At 34.1% G+C, this 16,385-nt stretch carries 19 protein-coding genes; 8 read left to right on the forward strand and 11 right to left on the reverse strand.

Annotated elements, in window-relative coordinates; all coding sequences use genetic code 11:
* Positions 1 to 113 precede the first annotated feature (113 nt).
* The 3 genes from AC1Q8L_RS03650 to AC1Q8L_RS03660 all read right to left on the reverse strand — a co-directional run bounded on the left by AC1Q8L_RS03650 (position 114) and on the right by AC1Q8L_RS03660 (position 2,776).
* The gene (locus tag AC1Q8L_RS03650; protein WP_001104675.1) at positions 114 to 773 is read right to left on the reverse strand and encodes a class I SAM-dependent methyltransferase; all 660 of its coding nucleotides are present in this window, start codon (positions 771 to 773) and stop codon (positions 114 to 116) included.
* A 112-nt stretch (positions 774 to 885) separates the two neighbouring features.
* Complete coding sequence (locus tag AC1Q8L_RS03655; RefSeq protein ID WP_000409933.1) at positions 886 to 1,770, reverse strand: TIGR03943 family putative permease subunit; 885 nt, start codon at positions 1,768 to 1,770, stop codon at positions 886 to 888.
* Positions 1,771 to 1,783: 13 nt separating this feature from the next.
* The gene (locus AC1Q8L_RS03660; RefSeq protein WP_170925725.1) at positions 1,784 to 2,776 is read right to left on the reverse strand and encodes a permease; all 993 of its coding nucleotides are present in this window, start codon (positions 2,774 to 2,776) and stop codon (positions 1,784 to 1,786) included.
* Positions 2,777 to 2,944: 168 nt separating this feature from the next.
* Here AC1Q8L_RS03660 and AC1Q8L_RS03665 point away from each other — a divergent pair, with 168 nt between their 5' ends.
* Entirely contained in the window at positions 2,945 to 4,132 is a 1,188-nt protein-coding gene (locus tag AC1Q8L_RS03665) for a GTP-binding protein (protein WP_000757667.1), read from the forward strand.
* Positions 4,133 to 4,167: 35 nt separating this feature from the next.
* On the opposite strand, the gene AC1Q8L_RS03670 is transcribed toward AC1Q8L_RS03665, so the two are convergent.
* On the reverse strand, positions 4,168 to 4,479 hold the full coding sequence (locus tag AC1Q8L_RS03670; RefSeq protein WP_000879377.1) for a DUF3784 domain-containing protein: 312 nt from the start codon (positions 4,477 to 4,479) through the stop codon (positions 4,168 to 4,170).
* Between the two features lie 135 nt (positions 4,480 to 4,614).
* Between AC1Q8L_RS03670 and AC1Q8L_RS03675 the strand changes: the two genes are divergently transcribed.
* Together AC1Q8L_RS03675 and AC1Q8L_RS03680 are read left to right on the forward strand one after the other, a co-directional pair.
* A complete protein-coding gene (locus AC1Q8L_RS03675; protein WP_000378076.1) occupies positions 4,615 to 5,580 on the forward strand; it encodes a DMT family transporter in 966 nt (321 codons plus the stop codon).
* A 16-nt stretch (positions 5,581 to 5,596) separates the two neighbouring features.
* Positions 5,597 to 6,268 carry a GntR family transcriptional regulator gene (locus tag AC1Q8L_RS03680; protein ID WP_002093932.1) on the forward strand — a complete coding sequence of 224 codons (672 nt, stop codon included), beginning with the start codon at positions 5,597 to 5,599 and terminating at the stop codon, positions 6,266 to 6,268.
* A gap of 56 nt (positions 6,269 to 6,324) precedes the next feature.
* Here the strand turns inward: AC1Q8L_RS03680 and fbpA are convergent, their stop codons facing one another.
* Both fbpA and AC1Q8L_RS03690 read right to left on the reverse strand, forming a co-directional pair.
* Positions 6,325 to 6,495: a Fur-regulated basic protein FbpA gene (fbpA, locus tag AC1Q8L_RS03685; RefSeq protein WP_000098302.1), complete on the reverse strand. Its 171-nt coding sequence runs from the start codon at positions 6,493 to 6,495 to the stop codon at positions 6,325 to 6,327.
* 193 nt (positions 6,496 to 6,688) lie between these two features.
* Positions 6,689 to 7,588: a cation diffusion facilitator family transporter gene (locus AC1Q8L_RS03690; protein WP_000510024.1), complete on the reverse strand. Its 900-nt coding sequence runs from the start codon at positions 7,586 to 7,588 to the stop codon at positions 6,689 to 6,691.
* A gap of 210 nt (positions 7,589 to 7,798) precedes the next feature.
* Here AC1Q8L_RS03690 and AC1Q8L_RS03695 point away from each other — a divergent pair, with 210 nt between their 5' ends.
* Positions 7,799 to 8,872 carry a WD40/YVTN/BNR-like repeat-containing protein gene (locus AC1Q8L_RS03695; protein ID WP_000825318.1) on the forward strand — a complete coding sequence of 358 codons (1,074 nt, stop codon included), beginning with the start codon at positions 7,799 to 7,801 and terminating at the stop codon, positions 8,870 to 8,872.
* Between the two features lie 41 nt (positions 8,873 to 8,913).
* On the opposite strand, the gene AC1Q8L_RS03700 is transcribed toward AC1Q8L_RS03695, so the two are convergent.
* Both AC1Q8L_RS03700 and AC1Q8L_RS03705 read right to left on the reverse strand, forming a co-directional pair.
* Positions 8,914 to 10,014 (reverse strand): DUF4179 domain-containing protein, encoded by a 1,101-nt coding sequence (locus AC1Q8L_RS03700; RefSeq protein WP_000653150.1) that lies wholly within the window; start codon positions 10,012 to 10,014, stop codon positions 8,914 to 8,916.
* Positions 10,011 to 10,577 (reverse strand): sigma-70 family RNA polymerase sigma factor, encoded by a 567-nt coding sequence (locus AC1Q8L_RS03705; protein WP_000840007.1) that lies wholly within the window; start codon positions 10,575 to 10,577, stop codon positions 10,011 to 10,013. The genes AC1Q8L_RS03700 and AC1Q8L_RS03705 overlap by 4 nt, the downstream gene beginning before the upstream one ends.
* A gap of 262 nt (positions 10,578 to 10,839) precedes the next feature.
* Here AC1Q8L_RS03705 and asnB point away from each other — a divergent pair, with 262 nt between their 5' ends.
* The gene (gene asnB / locus AC1Q8L_RS03710; RefSeq protein ID WP_000333938.1) at positions 10,840 to 12,663 is read left to right on the forward strand and encodes an asparagine synthase (glutamine-hydrolyzing); all 1,824 of its coding nucleotides are present in this window, start codon (positions 10,840 to 10,842) and stop codon (positions 12,661 to 12,663) included.
* Between the two features lie 42 nt (positions 12,664 to 12,705).
* Here asnB and AC1Q8L_RS03715 read toward each other — a convergent pair whose 3' ends face one another.
* A complete protein-coding gene (locus AC1Q8L_RS03715) occupies positions 12,706 to 13,533 on the reverse strand; it encodes a PP2C family serine/threonine-protein phosphatase (RefSeq protein ID WP_002093930.1) in 828 nt (275 codons plus the stop codon).
* 122 nt (positions 13,534 to 13,655) lie between these two features.
* On the opposite strand from AC1Q8L_RS03715, the gene AC1Q8L_RS03720 reads away from it, so the two are divergent.
* From AC1Q8L_RS03720 to AC1Q8L_RS03730, 3 genes are read left to right on the forward strand one after another with little or no spacing between them, the layout of a single operon-like run.
* Positions 13,656 to 14,066, forward strand: coding sequence for a MarR family winged helix-turn-helix transcriptional regulator (locus AC1Q8L_RS03720; RefSeq protein WP_001059782.1), 411 nt, complete (start codon positions 13,656 to 13,658; stop codon positions 14,064 to 14,066).
* Positions 14,050 to 14,379 carry a DUF3147 family protein gene (locus AC1Q8L_RS03725; protein WP_000545619.1) on the forward strand — a complete coding sequence of 110 codons (330 nt, stop codon included), beginning with the start codon at positions 14,050 to 14,052 and terminating at the stop codon, positions 14,377 to 14,379. Before AC1Q8L_RS03720 ends, AC1Q8L_RS03725 begins: the two co-directional genes overlap by 17 nt.
* A complete protein-coding gene (locus AC1Q8L_RS03730) occupies positions 14,340 to 15,272 on the forward strand; it encodes an alpha/beta fold hydrolase (RefSeq protein ID WP_492339404.1) in 933 nt (310 codons plus the stop codon). Before AC1Q8L_RS03725 ends, AC1Q8L_RS03730 begins: the two co-directional genes overlap by 40 nt.
* An 18-nt stretch (positions 15,273 to 15,290) precedes the next feature.
* Here the strand turns inward: AC1Q8L_RS03730 and AC1Q8L_RS03735 are convergent, their stop codons facing one another.
* Together AC1Q8L_RS03735 and AC1Q8L_RS03740 are read right to left on the reverse strand one after the other, a co-directional pair.
* Positions 15,291 to 15,662 (reverse strand): hypothetical protein, encoded by a 372-nt coding sequence (locus AC1Q8L_RS03735; RefSeq protein ID WP_000461779.1) that lies wholly within the window; start codon positions 15,660 to 15,662, stop codon positions 15,291 to 15,293.
* 89 nt (positions 15,663 to 15,751) lie between these two features.
* Complete coding sequence (locus AC1Q8L_RS03740; protein WP_000208298.1) at positions 15,752 to 16,327, reverse strand: histidine phosphatase family protein; 576 nt, start codon at positions 16,325 to 16,327, stop codon at positions 15,752 to 15,754.
* Positions 16,328 to 16,385: the final 58 nt, after the last annotated feature.

Genomic DNA, 16,385 nt, shown 5'->3' on the forward strand with positions numbered 1-16,385 from the left:
TTTAATATTTGCTGCAACAAAACTTTTTACAACTATCTTCAATTTTTAATTCACACCATAATTTCCCACACAAAAATAGGGCACACATCATTAAAATGATGCATGCCCTACCTTTATTTATACATATTTTGTATTTCTTCTTTATTTTTAAGTATTTCCTCAAACTTATCACTACAACCCTTCGGAAATAACACTCCCAGTCCATATGAATGCGCAAATTGAAAATGAGGGTACTTCGCTTTTACCTCATCCCAAAACTTATATACGCCGAAATCACTACTTCTAACTTCAATATCATGAAATAATACAATACCGTTTTTCGCGACTTTCGGTAGCCATGTATTATAATCGTGAGAAACAGCTTCATACGTATGATAGCCATCAATATGCAAAAGATTTACCGTTTCATCTTGAAACCGGTCTACAGCATCATCAAAAGTAGATCGAATTAAATTTCCTATATTAAGGTAGTTATCGCTCACTACTTTTTCTACTATTTGAAAAACCCCTTCTCCATATGGACCTGTATGCCCATCTCCAGCCCAAGTATCTACTGCAAAGCATTTAGTCGATAACCCTCCATCTTTTACTCCCTGACAAAAACTAAAAAAGGAAGCTCCTAAATGTGTACCTAACTCAACTAAAGTTTCTGGTTTTTCAAATCGTACTAAGTCATATGCAAAATCTAAATGTCCACTCCACGCAGATTGTGACCGAATAATAGGACTAAATGTTTCAAATTCAAATGATGGTTTATGAGTAACCCAGTTCATCGCATAACTCCTTCTGCACATATTTTTAACAAACCAAATTACTCTTATCTTTATTTTTTTATCGCCTTGATTATGATTCTATTTCATGAAAATATGAAGAATTTATTCTTTTCTATTGAGGTAAAGCATCATATACATATGGGTCAGTTGGCTTATTAATTTTCTCGATTTTGTTTACTTTTACAAGTGGAAAGACTGTTCCTTTATATGTCGTTTCATCTAATAATCCTGTTATTTTCAACCATGTTTCTTCTGGAATTTTTTCAATATTTTTCCCGGTAACAATCATCCCCCAGACTGATGCATCCGCAATACAACAAGTTATGCCATATCGAGCCACTACTGCTTTATTACCCGTCACATCTTTATCCTTATATATAAACCCTAAAAATGTAATTTCTTTCCCTTTAAACCAATTAACATTTTGACCAATTACATTCATTGTTTGAACATAATCCTTATCCTTTACTTGTAGTTTACGCTGTCCTAACATACTTTTTACTACTTGCTCTTCCGTTTTATAAGTCGTTGCTAAATTTGATGTTTCTTCTGAATCAACTAATACTTCTCGCTCATCAAACTTAACCTGTTTCCCCTCTTTTTCGTTTCTTTCCAGACTTCTCGCCTGTACACTTTGATTCATACCCCTTTTTCCTGCTAAACTTCCATCAATTGTTACACTTCCAAAGAGAAAAGCACTAACTATCGGAACAACAAATAAAACATATACAAAGAAACTTTTTATCCCTGATTTTGATGTTGTATGATGTTTACAACAATTACAATCATGCTGTTTTTCTCTTCCATCTCCCCAAACTTGTACAATACCAAAAATTAAAATTACTACAAAAGCTATATACGTAAATTTGATCATTTTTGGAGCGATAAAATTATAAATATTTCCTGTTACAAGTAGTTTAAATAAGAGCATTGCTAAACCAATTAAAATAATGCCACGTATATAGCGATGATACGCCTTCTGCTCCTCTTTCTCCATTCTTTCTCACCTCCTATAACATTATGATTTGCAGGATGGTATACACAGATACAATGACAATTCCCATCAAAAAGAATACAAATTTCTTTTGAAAATACGCAAATAGCATTAACGTATTTTTCATATCAAGCATAGGCCCAAACACAAGAAATGCGAGAAGTGCCTTTACCGAGAAAACATGTCCAAAAGATGCCGCTATAAAAGCATCGGCTGCAGAGCAAATTGATAAAACATAACCAAATCCCATCATAATAAAGGGGGCAATTACTTCGTTATGTGCTACTGCATCCAGTACATTCCGATCAAAAAACGTTTGAAATACACTTGCTAAAAAAGCACCTATCAATAAATATTTACCAGTATCAAAAAACTCATCTACAATGTGATTCATAACATCTTTCCAACTCTTTTTTTTGCTTATTTGAACTGAAACCTCTACGTCTTTTAAAACATTTCTTTCGCGATAGCAGTAATACACAATTAGCCCTATAAATAGAGCAACTAAAATTGTTATCCCAAAGCGTGCATATACAACGTAATCATTTTTGGGAAACGCATATACAGTAGATAAAAGAACAACTGGATTCATAATGGGTGCACTCAATAAAATAACAATGCCTACATGAAGTGGTAGCCCTTTTTGAATGAACCTTCTTACAATTGGTATAATGACACATTCACACATTGGAAAAAGAACTCCCACAAATACTGCTGGAATCATTGCAACAATTGGAGATTTCGGCATGACTTTTTGAATCATATCTTCCGTCACAAACACTTGAATACATGAAGAAACAATTACCCCTAATAAAATAAAGGGTATTGCTTCAAAAATGATACTTAAAAATAATGTATTCACATTCAACCATTCCTGTGGCATATTTTTGTGCAAATTTGCTAGACTTGTAAAATCTACAAAAAATAATAAAAAGAGAAACATAGCGATAAGAGCTATGCCTACTAATTCTTTTGAAACTCTATTAAAGACCAAGCTTCTCGCCTCCATTTTATTTATATGTAAACATGTGCTTGTCCAAATGCTCCATACTACAGCACAAATTTTATAGTCTATTTCTATTCTTAAATCGTAATCATTATGATTTATTCTTGCTTTTTCTTTTCCCATCGTTTAACATAAAACGTAATCATTACGATTTAAAGGAGAGATCATTTCATGAAAAAAGTACCTATCACTGTATTAAGTGGTTTTTTAGGATCTGGAAAAACTACCTTACTACATCACATTTTGACTAATAAGAATAACTTAAAAGTAGCTGTCATCGTTAATGACATGAGCGAAGTAAACATTGATGCATCTCTTATAAAAAAGGGTGGTTTTTCACGTACGGAGGAAAAACTAGTAGAAATTCAAAATGGCTGTATTTGTTGTACACTACGAGAAGATTTAATGATAGAAGTGAATCGTCTTGTTGAAAATGGTGATATTGACTATATTATTATTGAATCTTCTGGTATAAGTGAGCCTATTCCAGTTGCTCAAACATTTACTTATACAGACGAAGTTCTTAACATTGATTTAACGAAAAATTGTCGCCTCGATACGATGGTTACAGTTGTAGATGCAAATAGGTTTTGGGATGATTTTGCAGACGGAGAAAGTTTATTAGACCGAAAACAAGCAATCGATGAGAATGATACCCGGGAAGTTATTGATTTATTAATAGATCAAATTGAGTTTGCAAACGTAATTATTCTTAATAAAATAGATTTGCTAGAAAAAGAAGATGTGATAGAGCTTCATCATTTACTAAAAAAATTAAATCCTAATGCAAAAATTCTTGAAGCTTCGTTTAGCAAAGTACCATTACAAGAAATTTTAAACACAAATCTATTTAATTATGAAGAAGCTAGTCAATCGGCCGGCTGGATACAAGAATTAAATAGTGAACATCATACACCGGAAACGGAAGAATACAGTATCAATTCCTTTGTTTACCGTCGCAAATATCCTTTCCATCCCGAGCGCCTTATGAATTGGCTAGAAAAATGGCCTTTAGATGTTGTAAGAGCGAAAGGATTCTTCTGGCTCGCATCTCGTAATAATATGATAGGGCTTCTATCTCAAGCAGGTTCCTCTATTACAATTCAAGGAGCCGGTGAATGGATAGCCGCATTACCTGAAACTGAAAGAAATCAAATGATTGCAGAAGAACCAGAAGTATTAAAAAACTGGGACGAGCAATATGGAGATCGAATAACTGAGCTCGTATTTATCGGTATTGATATGAATCGTTCTGTGATTGAACAATCATTAGATGATTGTCTATTAACAGAAAAGGAAATGGGACAAAAGTGGAATACATTTATTGATCCTATTCCGGCTTTTACTTATACTTCATAATAATTAATAAAAGGCTTCAGTAGAATGAAGCCTTTTTATTTTATAGCACTCTTATTTAATAGGTTTGCTTTAATTATAAATACAACTGTACCTAAAACAATTAATATAGCATATATGATACCAACTACATCACCTATTTTTTCTAAGCTAAGCGGTAATATTATAGTAGCAACTCCGACTATATAAGAAAATGCTCCTGAAAGCTTCGCTAATTTATTTTTATCTCCAACAAACGTTTCTTCTTGATATCCTGCTAACAAAAACAACCTCTTTTTCACATGTATTTGATACCCTAAAAAAATGATAAGTAACCCTACAAATAAACAAACTAAAAATCCAGCTAACATATACTCCCCCTCCTCTACAATATTTTACTATACACAAAAAACAAATCAGAAATTTCAGTTTATTAATGAGTCATTCTGTGATATATTGCATATTGTATTCAATTTGTATTTTTAGAAAGGAGAATTTTAGATCATATGGATTCAAATCGATTAAAAGGAATTATAATGGTCATAATCGGTGCTTGTTTATGGGGCTTGTCTGGTACAGCTGCACAACAACTTTTTCAATATGACAATGTTTCAACCGAATGGTTAGTTACGATCCGTTTACTTATATCTGGAATTATTTTGCTCATTATTTCCTCATTCGGAACGAGAAAAAAAGAGATATTTGGCATTTGGAAACAAAAATCTGATGCTATTAAAATGATTTTGTTTGGTCTATTCGGTATGCTTGCTGTACAGTATACGTATTTCGCTTCAATTAAAGAAGGAAATGCTGCCGTGGCAACATTATTACAATATTTAGCTCCTATATTCATCACTGTATACTTACTTTTCAAATGGAACGTTCGTCCATCAAAAATTGATTTCATTTCAATTACCCTTTCATTAGTAGGCACTTTTCTCTTACTAACAAACGCGTCTGTTCATAACTTGGCTGTTTCTACACCAGCTATTATTTGGGGTGTTTTATCTGGATTATCTCTCGCTTTTTATAGTTTATATTCAAAGGAATTGTTAGAAAAATGGTCTTCCTCCGTTATCGTTGGATGGGGCATGATTATTGGGGGTATTGGTGTAACGATTGTACACTTTATTTCTACAAACGAATTCATTTTATTATCAACTATGAAATATGTAAAACTAAGTACCCTACCGCTCATCACATTTGTCGTCATTTTCGGGACACTTATTGCCTTTTATTTATACTTAGACAGCATACGATACCTGACTCCGAAAGAAACAACATTATTTGGTTGCACAGAACCACTCGCAGCTATTATTTCTTCTGTACTTATATTGCACGTGCCATTTCAATCTTTTCAGTTATTAGGCGCTTTTTGTGTCATTGTAATGGTGCTCATCTTAAGCCAAAAGCCGGATGAAGGGAAACAAAAATTAAAGCTTGTTCATGCAAAAAAGGAAAATATACAATGAAAGGATTGAATTCACTATGCCTGTCCCTCAAAATTATAAAAAACCAGGAAGAATTTCAGCAAAATCACTCGTTTTAAATCAACTACAGAATTGGATTATTGAAGGTGTACTGAAACCCAATGAAAAAATTAATGATGGGGAATTGGCTGAGGCACTAGGAGTAAGCAGAACACCTGTAAGGGAAGCACTTCAAATATTAGAGCTTTCTGGATTAGTGGAAATGGTACCAGGGCAAAAAACAAAAATTGCTCCTATTAAGTTAGACGACGTATCTATCATTTATGAAACGATGGCTGGTCTTCACTCTATTATAGGAAAGCAAGCTCTTCAAAACATTACAGACGCTGATATTCAACTACTTTCTGAAATAAATGATCATTTTCAGCACTCTATAGAGAAAAAAAACGCAAAACAAGCTTTAGAATTAGATATACAATTCCACAATATAATTTCTTCTATTGCTAAAAATCAATATATTGAACCCTTTCTAGAAAATATGCAACTTCACGTTTTACGTCTTGAATATTTGTTTTTCCAAAACTTTGTTCCAGCAAGTCAATCTATTGAAGAACATCACTCTATCATTCAAGCATTGCAGAAGCAGGACGAAAAACAAATGGAACAAATAATGACTCAAAACTGGCTCCGTCCCATGAAAGAAATACAAAAAATAATTTCTACGAAATAAAAAGAGAGCTGGTTACACAAAATCGTAACCAGCTCTCCTTTTACTAATCTATATAGCTACGCCTGAATATTTGCATAATCTTCCATATCTTCGTACTCTTTTTCCAATTCCTCTAAAGACAGCTCGTATAATTGTCGGTCGCGAATCTTAAACACACCTGCTCCAATTAACTCATCAATTAAATGCCTCTTACGATTTTCAACAGCAAAACGGAGTTGACTACTCATCTTTTAAAAAACTCCTTTCTACGATCATTGAAAATGATAATCTTTATCAATTACCACTTTTGATTATAAAAGATGACTCTTTATAAGTAAAGTAATTTCATGAAATATTTACCTTGCAAAGTATTTGTGGCCACATTATATATATGTATGCCGTGCGAAAAATGTTATGACACTTTTTCTTATCCTTTTTCTTTCATACTTTGCAAGTTGTCTCATCATGATTAAATTCACCATCTATTTCTACTTGAATGGTGACATGTTCTACATGAAATTTCTCCTTTAATACATACGTAGCCTCTTTTAATACACTTTGCGTTTCATTCCCTTTAATAATAAGATGACATGTTAATACTTGAAAATCTGATGTGACAGACCATATGTGCAAATCATGAACTTCTTTGACAATCGGAATATTTAATAACGTACTTTTTACCTCTTCAACATTTATGTGCTGTGGTGCACCTTCCATTAATATATGAACCGTATCACGTGTTACACGCCATCCACTAATAATGACTAAAATAGACACAAGAATACTAGCAATCGCATCTGCAGCAGTCCATCCGAAAAATTTAATAAGTAACGCAGCAATAATCGCTCCGACGGAACCCAATAGATCGCCTAGTACGTGTAAGAAAGCACTTCTTAAATTCAAATTACCTTTCACATCTCCGCCTCTCATTAATATCCAAGCTGATAAAATATTAATAAGCAGACCAAGGACTGCAATAATGAGCATCCCATTACTAGCAATCTCAACTGGTTCTTTAAAACGACGGATTGCTTCAATAAAAATGTATACCGAAATGACAATAAGAACGACACCGTTACATAATGCTGCTAACATTTCGACTCGCTTATATCCATATGTTTTCACAGTTGTTGCTGTTTTTTCTCCGAGCTTAAACGCAAGTAAACTTAAAGCTAAAGATACTGCATCACTTAGCATATGCCCCGCGTCAGATAGTAGTGCTAAGCTATTTGTTACAAATCCACCAATAACTTCTGCAATCATAAAACTTGTTGTTAGTAGGAAGGCAATTAGTAACGCCTTTTTATTTTTTGAATGACCATGATCATGCGAATGTCCCATACTTATACTCCTTTAAGTACAATATCTGTATGTTAGTATGAAACAAACTCCCCATCTTTATCCCGAATCGACTGATTGTAAACGCCCGCTTCCTCTGTATACACACTTCGCTATTTTTTAGACAATCCCTTTTTCTCAAATAAAACAAGACTACTTCTTTTTTATTTTCATATTGTTTACTAATGAAAGAATTTTAAGGAGGTTACTTAAATGAAACGTTTATTTCTCTGTATGGAACGTGAACTTGTTGTAGTGAAAGAACAATATGATAACTATGAAACGACTTACCACTTACAAAATATGCAACCTACCTGTATCGCTGTTGATCCGTTCCACCCAAACCGTGTATATTGCGGAACATTTGGACGAGGTCTATGGTTAAGTGACGATAGCGGGGATTCATGGAGACCAATTGGAGATTCTTATCGTTACTTTGATTTCCCTAAAGAAGATGGTATTTTACACTCCTCTATCACTTCCATAACAATAAGCTCAAATGAACAAGTGAACGGATATGGGGTCGTTTATGTCGGCACAGAACCGAGCGCTTTATTTCGCTCTGAAAATGGTGGTGAAACGTGGACTGAACTTAAAAATATGAAATCATTATTATCTTCTTATACGTGGGCTTTCCCGCCTAGACCTTTTACCCATCACGTACGCTGGATTACAGTTGATCCAAACAACCCTAATACAATACACGTTTCAATCGAAGCTGGTGCTGTTATTCAAAGTAATGATAAAGGGCATACATGGATTGATAAAAAATTCGGTGCTCCTATCGATGCTCATCAATTACTTATGCACCCTGAAGCACCAAATCGTCTTTATGCATCATGTGGTGACGGATTTATGGGCGGACCTGATCGTGCTTATCTTGAAAGTTATAACAATGGAAACAGCTGGATCTCATGTAGTGAAGGACTTGAACATCATTATTTATACAGCATGGCAATTGATCCAGCTGATTGCAATACGATTCTCGTTTCAGCTGCACCGAGTGCTGATCTGGCTCATCACCGTATCCCTTATGAATCTTATATTTATCGAAAAACGAAAGATACTCCGTTCCAGCAAGTACAACAAGGACTACCATCTGCAATCGGTACAGTCATTTCGATGTTTGCGACAAACAAGGCTGAACCACATACGTTTTACACGTTAAATAACAATGGCGTCTTTCAATCCAATGATAGCGGCGAATCGTGGGAACAACTAAATATTCCGTGGAAAGATGAATATAAAACGCAGCATCCGCATGCATTGCTCGTTACTAGTTCTTAACGAAAAAAAGACTGCCTAAATGGTTTTAGGCAGTCTCTCTTTTATTTCTTTAAATCAATGACAATATCATCTAACACAATATCTTTACTCTTCGCTTCTTTTTTCGGCACTTCTATTTTCTTCTCTTTCCCATTCACATACTCTACCCCACCATGATTTTCAGGTGTATGTACTCGCAAGTGCACGCGAGGTGTAACGATAAGCTTTGTTGCATTTTCGTTTAGTTTTTGGAAGGTGGCACTCCAATGGATATTGTAAGGATCGTTGCCACTTCCCCCATTTCCTTCACCCGAATAATTATTCCCTAAATCATCCTTAACCGTCAATTCAACATCTACACTATCCCATTCTTTCCTCGCGCCCTTAGAAACCTCTTGATTGTAATAAAGAATAAATGAAACTGGCGATATTGCGACCTTTTCCATATTTGCTTTTATATCTTCTTTTTCCGAACTCCCACCAATTGTTCTCTCTTTACTATCCACTGATTTTACAGTTAAGGCGAAATTCCAATTACCTTGTATTGATTTTTTCCTATCTGGCATCTCTATTCTCTCTATATTCCATCTAAAGTTTACTTTGTCCTTTTTATTGCTATCATGATGCGTCGTTGTTACCATACCTACATACTTTTTTTCATTAACTTTAGTCATTTTACCACTGCCTGAACTACCATGAGCGTCCATTATATCCAATCCACCTAATATGATAGGATCCTCCCCTAAGTCCTGCTCACTTTCCAGTGAATACGTTATAGATAATGTTCTGCCATCAGAAATTACATCATTAATTGTAACCTTAACTCCATTACTCTCTCTCGTCATATTCAACTCAGTCGAAAATTCTTTATAATTTTCATATAACCCTGTTCTACCATTATCTAAAAATCGGAATATGTCACCTACAATTGGCAATCCCCCCGCATATGTAGGAAATCCGATACCGAGTGTTGCAACTGATAATCCTACTAAAATAGATGCAGCAACCACACCTTTTTTCCAACTTTTCATCTTTTTCTTCGTACGTATCGATTGTTTTACATTTCGTTTTACTTTTTCCTTTTCAATTTCAGAAGCCTCAATTTCTTCTAGTTCTTTTTCGTCTATATCAATATCATTTAATAGTTCATAAATGTCTTTCATATTGCACTACCTCCAAAACTAATATTCGTAGCATTTTGTTGTAGTTTCTTTTTCCCACGGTACACTCGATTATCAATTGCTGCCCGAGTTAATCCTAACTTGTCACCTATTTCCTCTGTCTTCATACCAAGTAAATATTTCATAATGAACACCTTTTGATCTAGCGGTTCTAATTGATTAATGAGCTTCAATAATTCTTCCCTATCTTCCATAACGATTAATTCGTCTTCTGCTGATTTTTCTGTACTGATATGAAACTCATCTGAAATGATTTCTACTGTTTTAGTCGATTTCCGGTAATAATCAATTGCTTTAAACTTTGCAATCGCTGCAATCCACTTTTTAAAATCACTCGGCTCTCCATGAAATTTATTTGCGTTATTCCAAATGGAAAGAAATATATCGTTTATACATTCCTCTATGAGTCCATCATTTTGAATTGGAAGTAGAACTTTATGCGTGATCCCCTTTATGAGTGGTAAGTATGTATCGACAACAAATTCTAACGCGTCTTCTTTTTGCCGCTGTAATCTTTTTATAAAATTTTTCTCATTTGATTTCATGTAGCGATTCCCCTTATTGTTTTGTAAAAGCTTTTACACCCTATATAACGTCTGAGAAAATTTTTTCTCTCATCTTTTTTATTTTTTGTATGTAATGGAATACTTTCCCTTAGCCATTGTCTCACATAACTATGCGTTCAAAGAAAATTTTCTCAAGTCTGTAATTTAATTCATGTAGTATACTATTTATATAGTCATTTTTTAACTTGATGTACATTTTATTTCGTTAATCTACTATTTTAATTTAGGAGATGAGATGTGTATGTGTGGAATTACAGGTTGGGTAGATTGGAAGGAAGACCTTTCAAATCAACATGTTATTTTAAAAAAGATGGCAAATAGTATTCAGCATCGTGGTCCAGATGCTGAAGGATTTTGGTTTTCACCTCATGCGGCCTTTGCACACCGGCGTTTAATTGTAATTGATCCAGAAGGCGGGACACAGCCGAAGACATTCCGTGCTGGTGATTATACGTATGCTCTTACTTATAATGGAGAAATTTATAATTTCCGGGAACTTAAAGAGCAGCTTCAAAAATGTGGGCATGCATTTGAAACCCATTCAGATACAGAAGTATTACTGCATGCTTATTTAGAGTGGAAAGAAGACTGCGTACGACATTTAAACGGAATTTTCGCTTTTGCCTTATGGGATGATCAGAAGCAACAATTGTTTTTAGCACGAGATCATTTAGGTGTAAAACCACTCTTTTTTACAGAAAGAAATGGCAGTATTATTTTCGGCTCTGAAATTAAAGCATTATTAGCCCATCCATCTGTCCCTGCTGAAATTGATGCGGATGGAATAAATGAAATATTTGGATTAGGCTTATTTCGCACTCCAGGATGTGGCGTCTTTAAACATATTCAAGAAGTACGTGCTGGACATTCTATAACATTTACACGTCATAAAAAAGTAGTTACTAAGTATTGGAATTTAGAAAGTAAGTTCCATACAGACTCTATAGAAGATACATCTTCGCATATTTTATCTATTTTACAAGATACAGTAAAAAGACAATTAATTGCCGATGTTCCTCTCGTTTGTATGTTATCAGGCGGATTAGACTCTAGCGGTATTACTGCACTTGCGGGTAAAGAATTTGCTGCTGAAAATAAAACACTTCATACGTATTCTGTTGACTTTGTAAATAGCGCAAAAGATTTCGAACTGACATTTGCTCGCACTGGTTTAGATGCACCTTGGGTAAAACGCGTTTCTGAACATGTCGGGACAGCGCATCATGATATTATTGTGAATGCTGAAGAATTAGCAAATCAATTATTCGTTCCCCTTCATGCAAAAGATTTACCGAGTGCTGGTGAAATGGAAACTTCACTATATTTACTATTTTGCGAAATGAAAAAAGATGCGACCGTAGCTTTATCCGGCGAATCGGCTGATGAAGTATTCGGTGGATATCCTTGGTTTCATCAAGAAGAACTACTATATGTAGATAAGTTTCCTTGGCTAACAAATTGGAAAAATACATCTCCTCTTCTACTAAATGAAGTAAATAACCAATGTAATCTAGAAGACTATATTGATACACGATTCCAAGAAGCGATACTTGAAGTACCTACTCTTGAAGGCGAAAGTAAAAAATCCGCGAAACAACGTCAAATGTTTTATTTATTTTTAACAAGATTCCTTCCTTTCTTACTTGACCGTAAAGATCGCATGAGTATGGCTGTTGGATTTGAAGTTCGTGTACCGTTTTGCGATTATAGATTAGTTGAATATTTATGGAATGTTCCTTTCAACATAAAAAGTATTGATAATATTGAAAAAGGCATTTTACGTAGAGCACTACAACCAGCTTTACCTGACGATGTACGCAATAGAAGAAAAAGCGCTTATCCAACTTCACAAGATCCACTCTACTTACAAACAATCCGTAATTTAACACTTGATATGTGTAACAATAAAAACAATCCTATTTTCTCACTTATTAACCATTCCATCTTACTTTCAATTGCTGATCAAAGTAATAAAGAGATTAACAATTTTGAGGCAAGAAGTGCCATGGAGTATATGCTACAAGTAAATGAATGGTTGAAAACATATCACATCCATATTGCTTAACAAAAAGGAGTTCAAGGATAAAAACCTTGAACTCCTTTTATATTAATTAGCACATTGTTTATTATCAGTATCAATAGACCATCCAATAATCGTGGCACAGTCTCTACCTTTCCACTGCAGTACATTTGTTAATACTGGCTCAATCTGCAAGCTATTTCCGTCATGTAATATTTCTACTAAAGATTGATCATCATCAAACCTTCGTTTATCACACTCTAAAATACCGTCCGTTGCCATTACAATGTGATTCATTCCTTTTTCTAATCCTCTTACACCTGACGTAAAGCAAGGTGTATTTGCTGCAAAAATATTTTTCCTGCCAATATATTCGTAATTTTTCCGTTTATTTAATCGTCCTTTTCCATTTTTCGTTTTCTCAGAATGGAATAAATATGCAAAACAATCACCAACTGATAACCAATATAAAAATTCGCCTTTTCGTAAACAAATTAAGCAAGCGAGTTCCTCATCATCTTGATCACACTTTTTAATAAATAACTCATCTGTAAATAACGCTAATAAGTACATATGTGTATGATGAAAAGCTAAATGTATTGGATATGAGAATAAATCTTTTAGTTTTTCTTTTCTTTCCGAAATCGCTTCTATTATATAATCTATATTTTTTGTTTTGTGATGTGTATCAAAAATCATAACAAATTCAAATTGTAATTCAGGATCCCACCAAGCAAGCACCGCATCTCCTCGTTCATATGCATCACTCTCTTGATTTCCCCCATATACGCCGACTGAAAGAGGACCACATTTTTCAACATGTATTTCATCTACATACATCTGTTCATGACTAATCCATTTGAATGTATTCACAGCTATCATCCTCTCTCTTGCTAAATGTATACCTTTACACATAGATTACCTTATATTTCAATAAAAATAAACTTTTTCAACATTTTTTATCCAAATAAAAGGATTTTATTTCTAAAACAACGAATATATCTTACTATACGATATAAAAAAGGGGATTTATTATTATGAACAACATTAATCAACATTGGGAGAGCATTTATTATCACTTACGATACGAATACGAGGACAACCTTTCCCACCAAGCAATTCGTATTTTACAAATCGTTTCTCGTGAGAAAGATATAACAATTGGAAAAGTCGCTACTGAGCTTAGTCTTTCTCATAACACAGCGTCTGAACACATAAAGCGCCTTATTCAAAAGGGTTTCATCGTTAAAGAGAGAAATAAAAAAGATGAAAGAGTGGTAAACCTTACTTTAACAATTGAAGGAATTGAAGGATTAGAAAAACATACTTTACTAGATAAAGAAAAGATAAAAATATTAGAATCACAGTTATCAAAAGAAGAACAACAATTAATTGAAAAAGCATTTTCGTTATTAGCGAAGGAGGCAAAATATGCATTTCCTCGTTAAAGTAATCGTTTCGGCACTTATTATCGGCATTATCACTGAAGTCGCTAAACATTACAGTACGATAGGTGGCTTTATTGCTGCCCTTCCTCTCGTGAGTTTACTTAGTCTCTTTTGGCTTTCATTCGAAGGCGGGAATAAGCAAGAATTGAGTCAATTTGCTTTAGGGGTATTATATGGATTCCCCGCATCAGCACTACTATTATTTATCGTCTATATTGGTTTAAAAAATTCATTTACACTTAGTACATCTGTCCTACTCGGTATAGGTGTGTGGTGTATCGTTTTTGCTTGTCAAAAATTATTTCAAGCTTAGGAGGAATTAACATTCATAAATTTGTAGAAATAATGGGGCAAAATATAGAAGTACATATAAAAGGAATTGGTAAACAAACTGTAGTCATTCAAACCGGAATGAGTTGCTCATTTTATGATTGGTTTCCTATTATAGAAAAGCTTTCAGAGCACTTTACAGTCGTTTCATACCATCGCCCAGGTTACGGGAAAAGTGATTTAGGCAATCAGCCACGTACAATAAGGCAAGTTACAAAAGAGCTACATATGTTACTAAACAAACTAGCTATTCAAGAGCCATTTATTCTAATCGGTCATTCCTATGGAGGATTATGTGCACAACATTTTGCAATGTTACATGAAGATAAGCTGCAAGCACTTATTTTAGTTGATTCTACTTCGATGAACTTACACCGTTTAGATGAACTTCATTTACCAATTTCTGATCAAACTGATTCTGATGATGTTTGGTTTCAAAAATATAATATATATTCCAAAATGGATGTAGACACACTTTATAATGAACTAAAACCTATGCTCACCGATCAATCAAAACAGCAAATTGAATTCTCTACCTCGTCTTCATTATATAAAGCGACAGCTTCTGAACTATCGGAGTGGAAAAACTGTGCTCTCTCACTAAAAGAGCTATGTAAAACATTAGAAATACCATTAATCGTTATCGGTAGAAATCCTCAATATTCTATTACTCAATTGACTAATGGCGGCATGCCAAAAGAGGAAGCAACACAACTTGAAGCAATGTGGCAAGAACTAATTCACGAACAATTACACCTCTCAACTAACAACCAATATATTCTTGCCGAACATGCTAGTCACGGTATAGAAAATGATCGACCAGATATTATTATTGAGGCGATTCATTTCTTACAAATAAAAAAAGGAAGCAACTAAAGCTGCTTCCTTACTTATCTATTCATAATCTTCTTCATCATCGATTTCTTCGTAATATGAACTTCCATTACTTACATATATAGGGCCATTCGCAACATCAATACGTAGTACCCACGCCCATGGCACAGCTAAACGTTTATGTATCGCTCGCCAAAAGCTCATTGATTTTCTTTCGTACTCCTGGAACTCCTGAAGTAACTCTTTGTAGGAGGAACCGTCTAACTGAATATTTGCTTCTAACAAACGAGAATGGGCATAGTACTGTAACTCTAGTTCAGCAGCAATTTCCATTTCTTCTTCCGTTGCCATACCAATAATTGTTCCATCTTCTGGTGCAATTTCATATACATTTTGAACTTCAATAAGCCCTTCTTTCTCTTTCTCAAACATGTAAACAGCCTCCTTTAACATATATTTTTTATGTTACAAAGTCATACTTCTACAATAACTTCTCTCTTTCCTCTTTTTTTGATAAACTTTTACAAAATATTTAACTGATGACCTGTTTTCTCTATTCTTTCAGCAGAAATGAAACGATTTTTATCAAAATTTAATTTATACACATCAGGCATATGAAGTGTTTTCCAAAACTCAAAATCATATTTCGAATTAAAATAATTCATGAGTAATACCATAATATTTCCATGCGTACCTATTACAATATTCTTACCTTCATATTGTTTTAATATATTTTGCATACATATTACAGCGCGCCTTTGTGCGACATCATTCGATTCTCCGCCTTCGTATGCAAAACTCCAATCTTCCCACACATTCTGCATAGCATCATTAAAATTTGATACCGGCTCTGTGCTCAATAATCTTTCACGCAAATCTTCTTCTGTTTGTATTGATAATTTATATGTATGCGCAATTCCTTGTACAGTTTGGATTGCTCTTTTATCCGGGCTAGAAATCACAACCTCAATATGTTTATCTTTTAATAAGCGTGTTACATTCTCTGCATCTAAGTACCCTTTTTCAGATAAAGGTCGCTCCCGTTCTTCTTTTGTATATGTAGAATGGGCATGGCGAACGAAATAGATTGTTGTCATTTTTCAACCTCCTTTCTTATTTTCAATTTATATTCAATAACAATATTGGAAAATCCTG

It is taken from the genome of Bacillus sp. GW823-FHT06A11, from assembly GCF_058795355.1.

Bases quoted from the DNA above. Each gene is read 5' to 3' on its own strand.
- AC1Q8L_RS03675 (WP_000378076.1), top strand. From the start codon at position 4,615: ATGGATTCAAATCGATTAAAAGGAATTATAATGGTCATAATCGGTGCT.
- AC1Q8L_RS03700 (WP_000653150.1), bottom strand. From the start codon at position 10,014: ATGAAAGACATTTATGAACTATTAAATGATATTGATATAGACGAAAAA.
- AC1Q8L_RS03725 (WP_000545619.1), top strand. From the start codon at position 14,050: ATGCATTTCCTCGTTAAAGTAATCGTTTCGGCACTTATTATCGGCATT.
- AC1Q8L_RS03680 (WP_002093932.1), top strand. From the start codon at position 5,597: ATGCCTGTCCCTCAAAATTATAAAAAACCAGGAAGAATTTCAGCAAAA.
- AC1Q8L_RS03715 (WP_002093930.1), bottom strand. From the start codon at position 13,533: ATGTGTAAAGGTATACATTTAGCAAGAGAGAGGATGATAGCTGTGAAT.
- AC1Q8L_RS03665 (WP_000757667.1), top strand. From the start codon at position 2,945: ATGAAAAAAGTACCTATCACTGTATTAAGTGGTTTTTTAGGATCTGGA.
- AC1Q8L_RS03695 (WP_000825318.1), top strand. From the start codon at position 7,799: ATGAAACGTTTATTTCTCTGTATGGAACGTGAACTTGTTGTAGTGAAA.
- AC1Q8L_RS03705 (WP_000840007.1), bottom strand. From the start codon at position 10,577: ATGAAATCAAATGAGAAAAATTTTATAAAAAGATTACAGCGGCAAAAA.
- AC1Q8L_RS03740 (WP_000208298.1), bottom strand. From the start codon at position 16,327: ATGACAACAATCTATTTCGTTCGCCATGCCCATTCTACATATACAAAA.
- AC1Q8L_RS03660 (WP_170925725.1), bottom strand. From the start codon at position 2,776: ATGGAGGCGAGAAGCTTGGTCTTTAATAGAGTTTCAAAAGAATTAGTA.
- fbpA (WP_000098302.1), bottom strand. From the start codon at position 6,495: ATGAGTAGTCAACTCCGTTTTGCTGTTGAAAATCGTAAGAGGCATTTA.
- AC1Q8L_RS03670 (WP_000879377.1), bottom strand. From the start codon at position 4,479: ATGTTAGCTGGATTTTTAGTTTGTTTATTTGTAGGGTTACTTATCATT.
- AC1Q8L_RS03720 (WP_001059782.1), top strand. From the start codon at position 13,656: ATGAACAACATTAATCAACATTGGGAGAGCATTTATTATCACTTACGA.
- asnB (WP_000333938.1), top strand. From the start codon at position 10,840: ATGTGTGGAATTACAGGTTGGGTAGATTGGAAGGAAGACCTTTCAAAT.
- AC1Q8L_RS03655 (WP_000409933.1), bottom strand. From the start codon at position 1,770: ATGGAGAAAGAGGAGCAGAAGGCGTATCATCGCTATATACGTGGCATT.
- AC1Q8L_RS03650 (WP_001104675.1), bottom strand. From the start codon at position 773: ATGAACTGGGTTACTCATAAACCATCATTTGAATTTGAAACATTTAGT.
- AC1Q8L_RS03735 (WP_000461779.1), bottom strand. From the start codon at position 15,662: ATGTTTGAGAAAGAGAAAGAAGGGCTTATTGAAGTTCAAAATGTATAT.
- AC1Q8L_RS03690 (WP_000510024.1), bottom strand. From the start codon at position 7,588: ATGGGACATTCGCATGATCATGGTCATTCAAAAAATAAAAAGGCGTTA.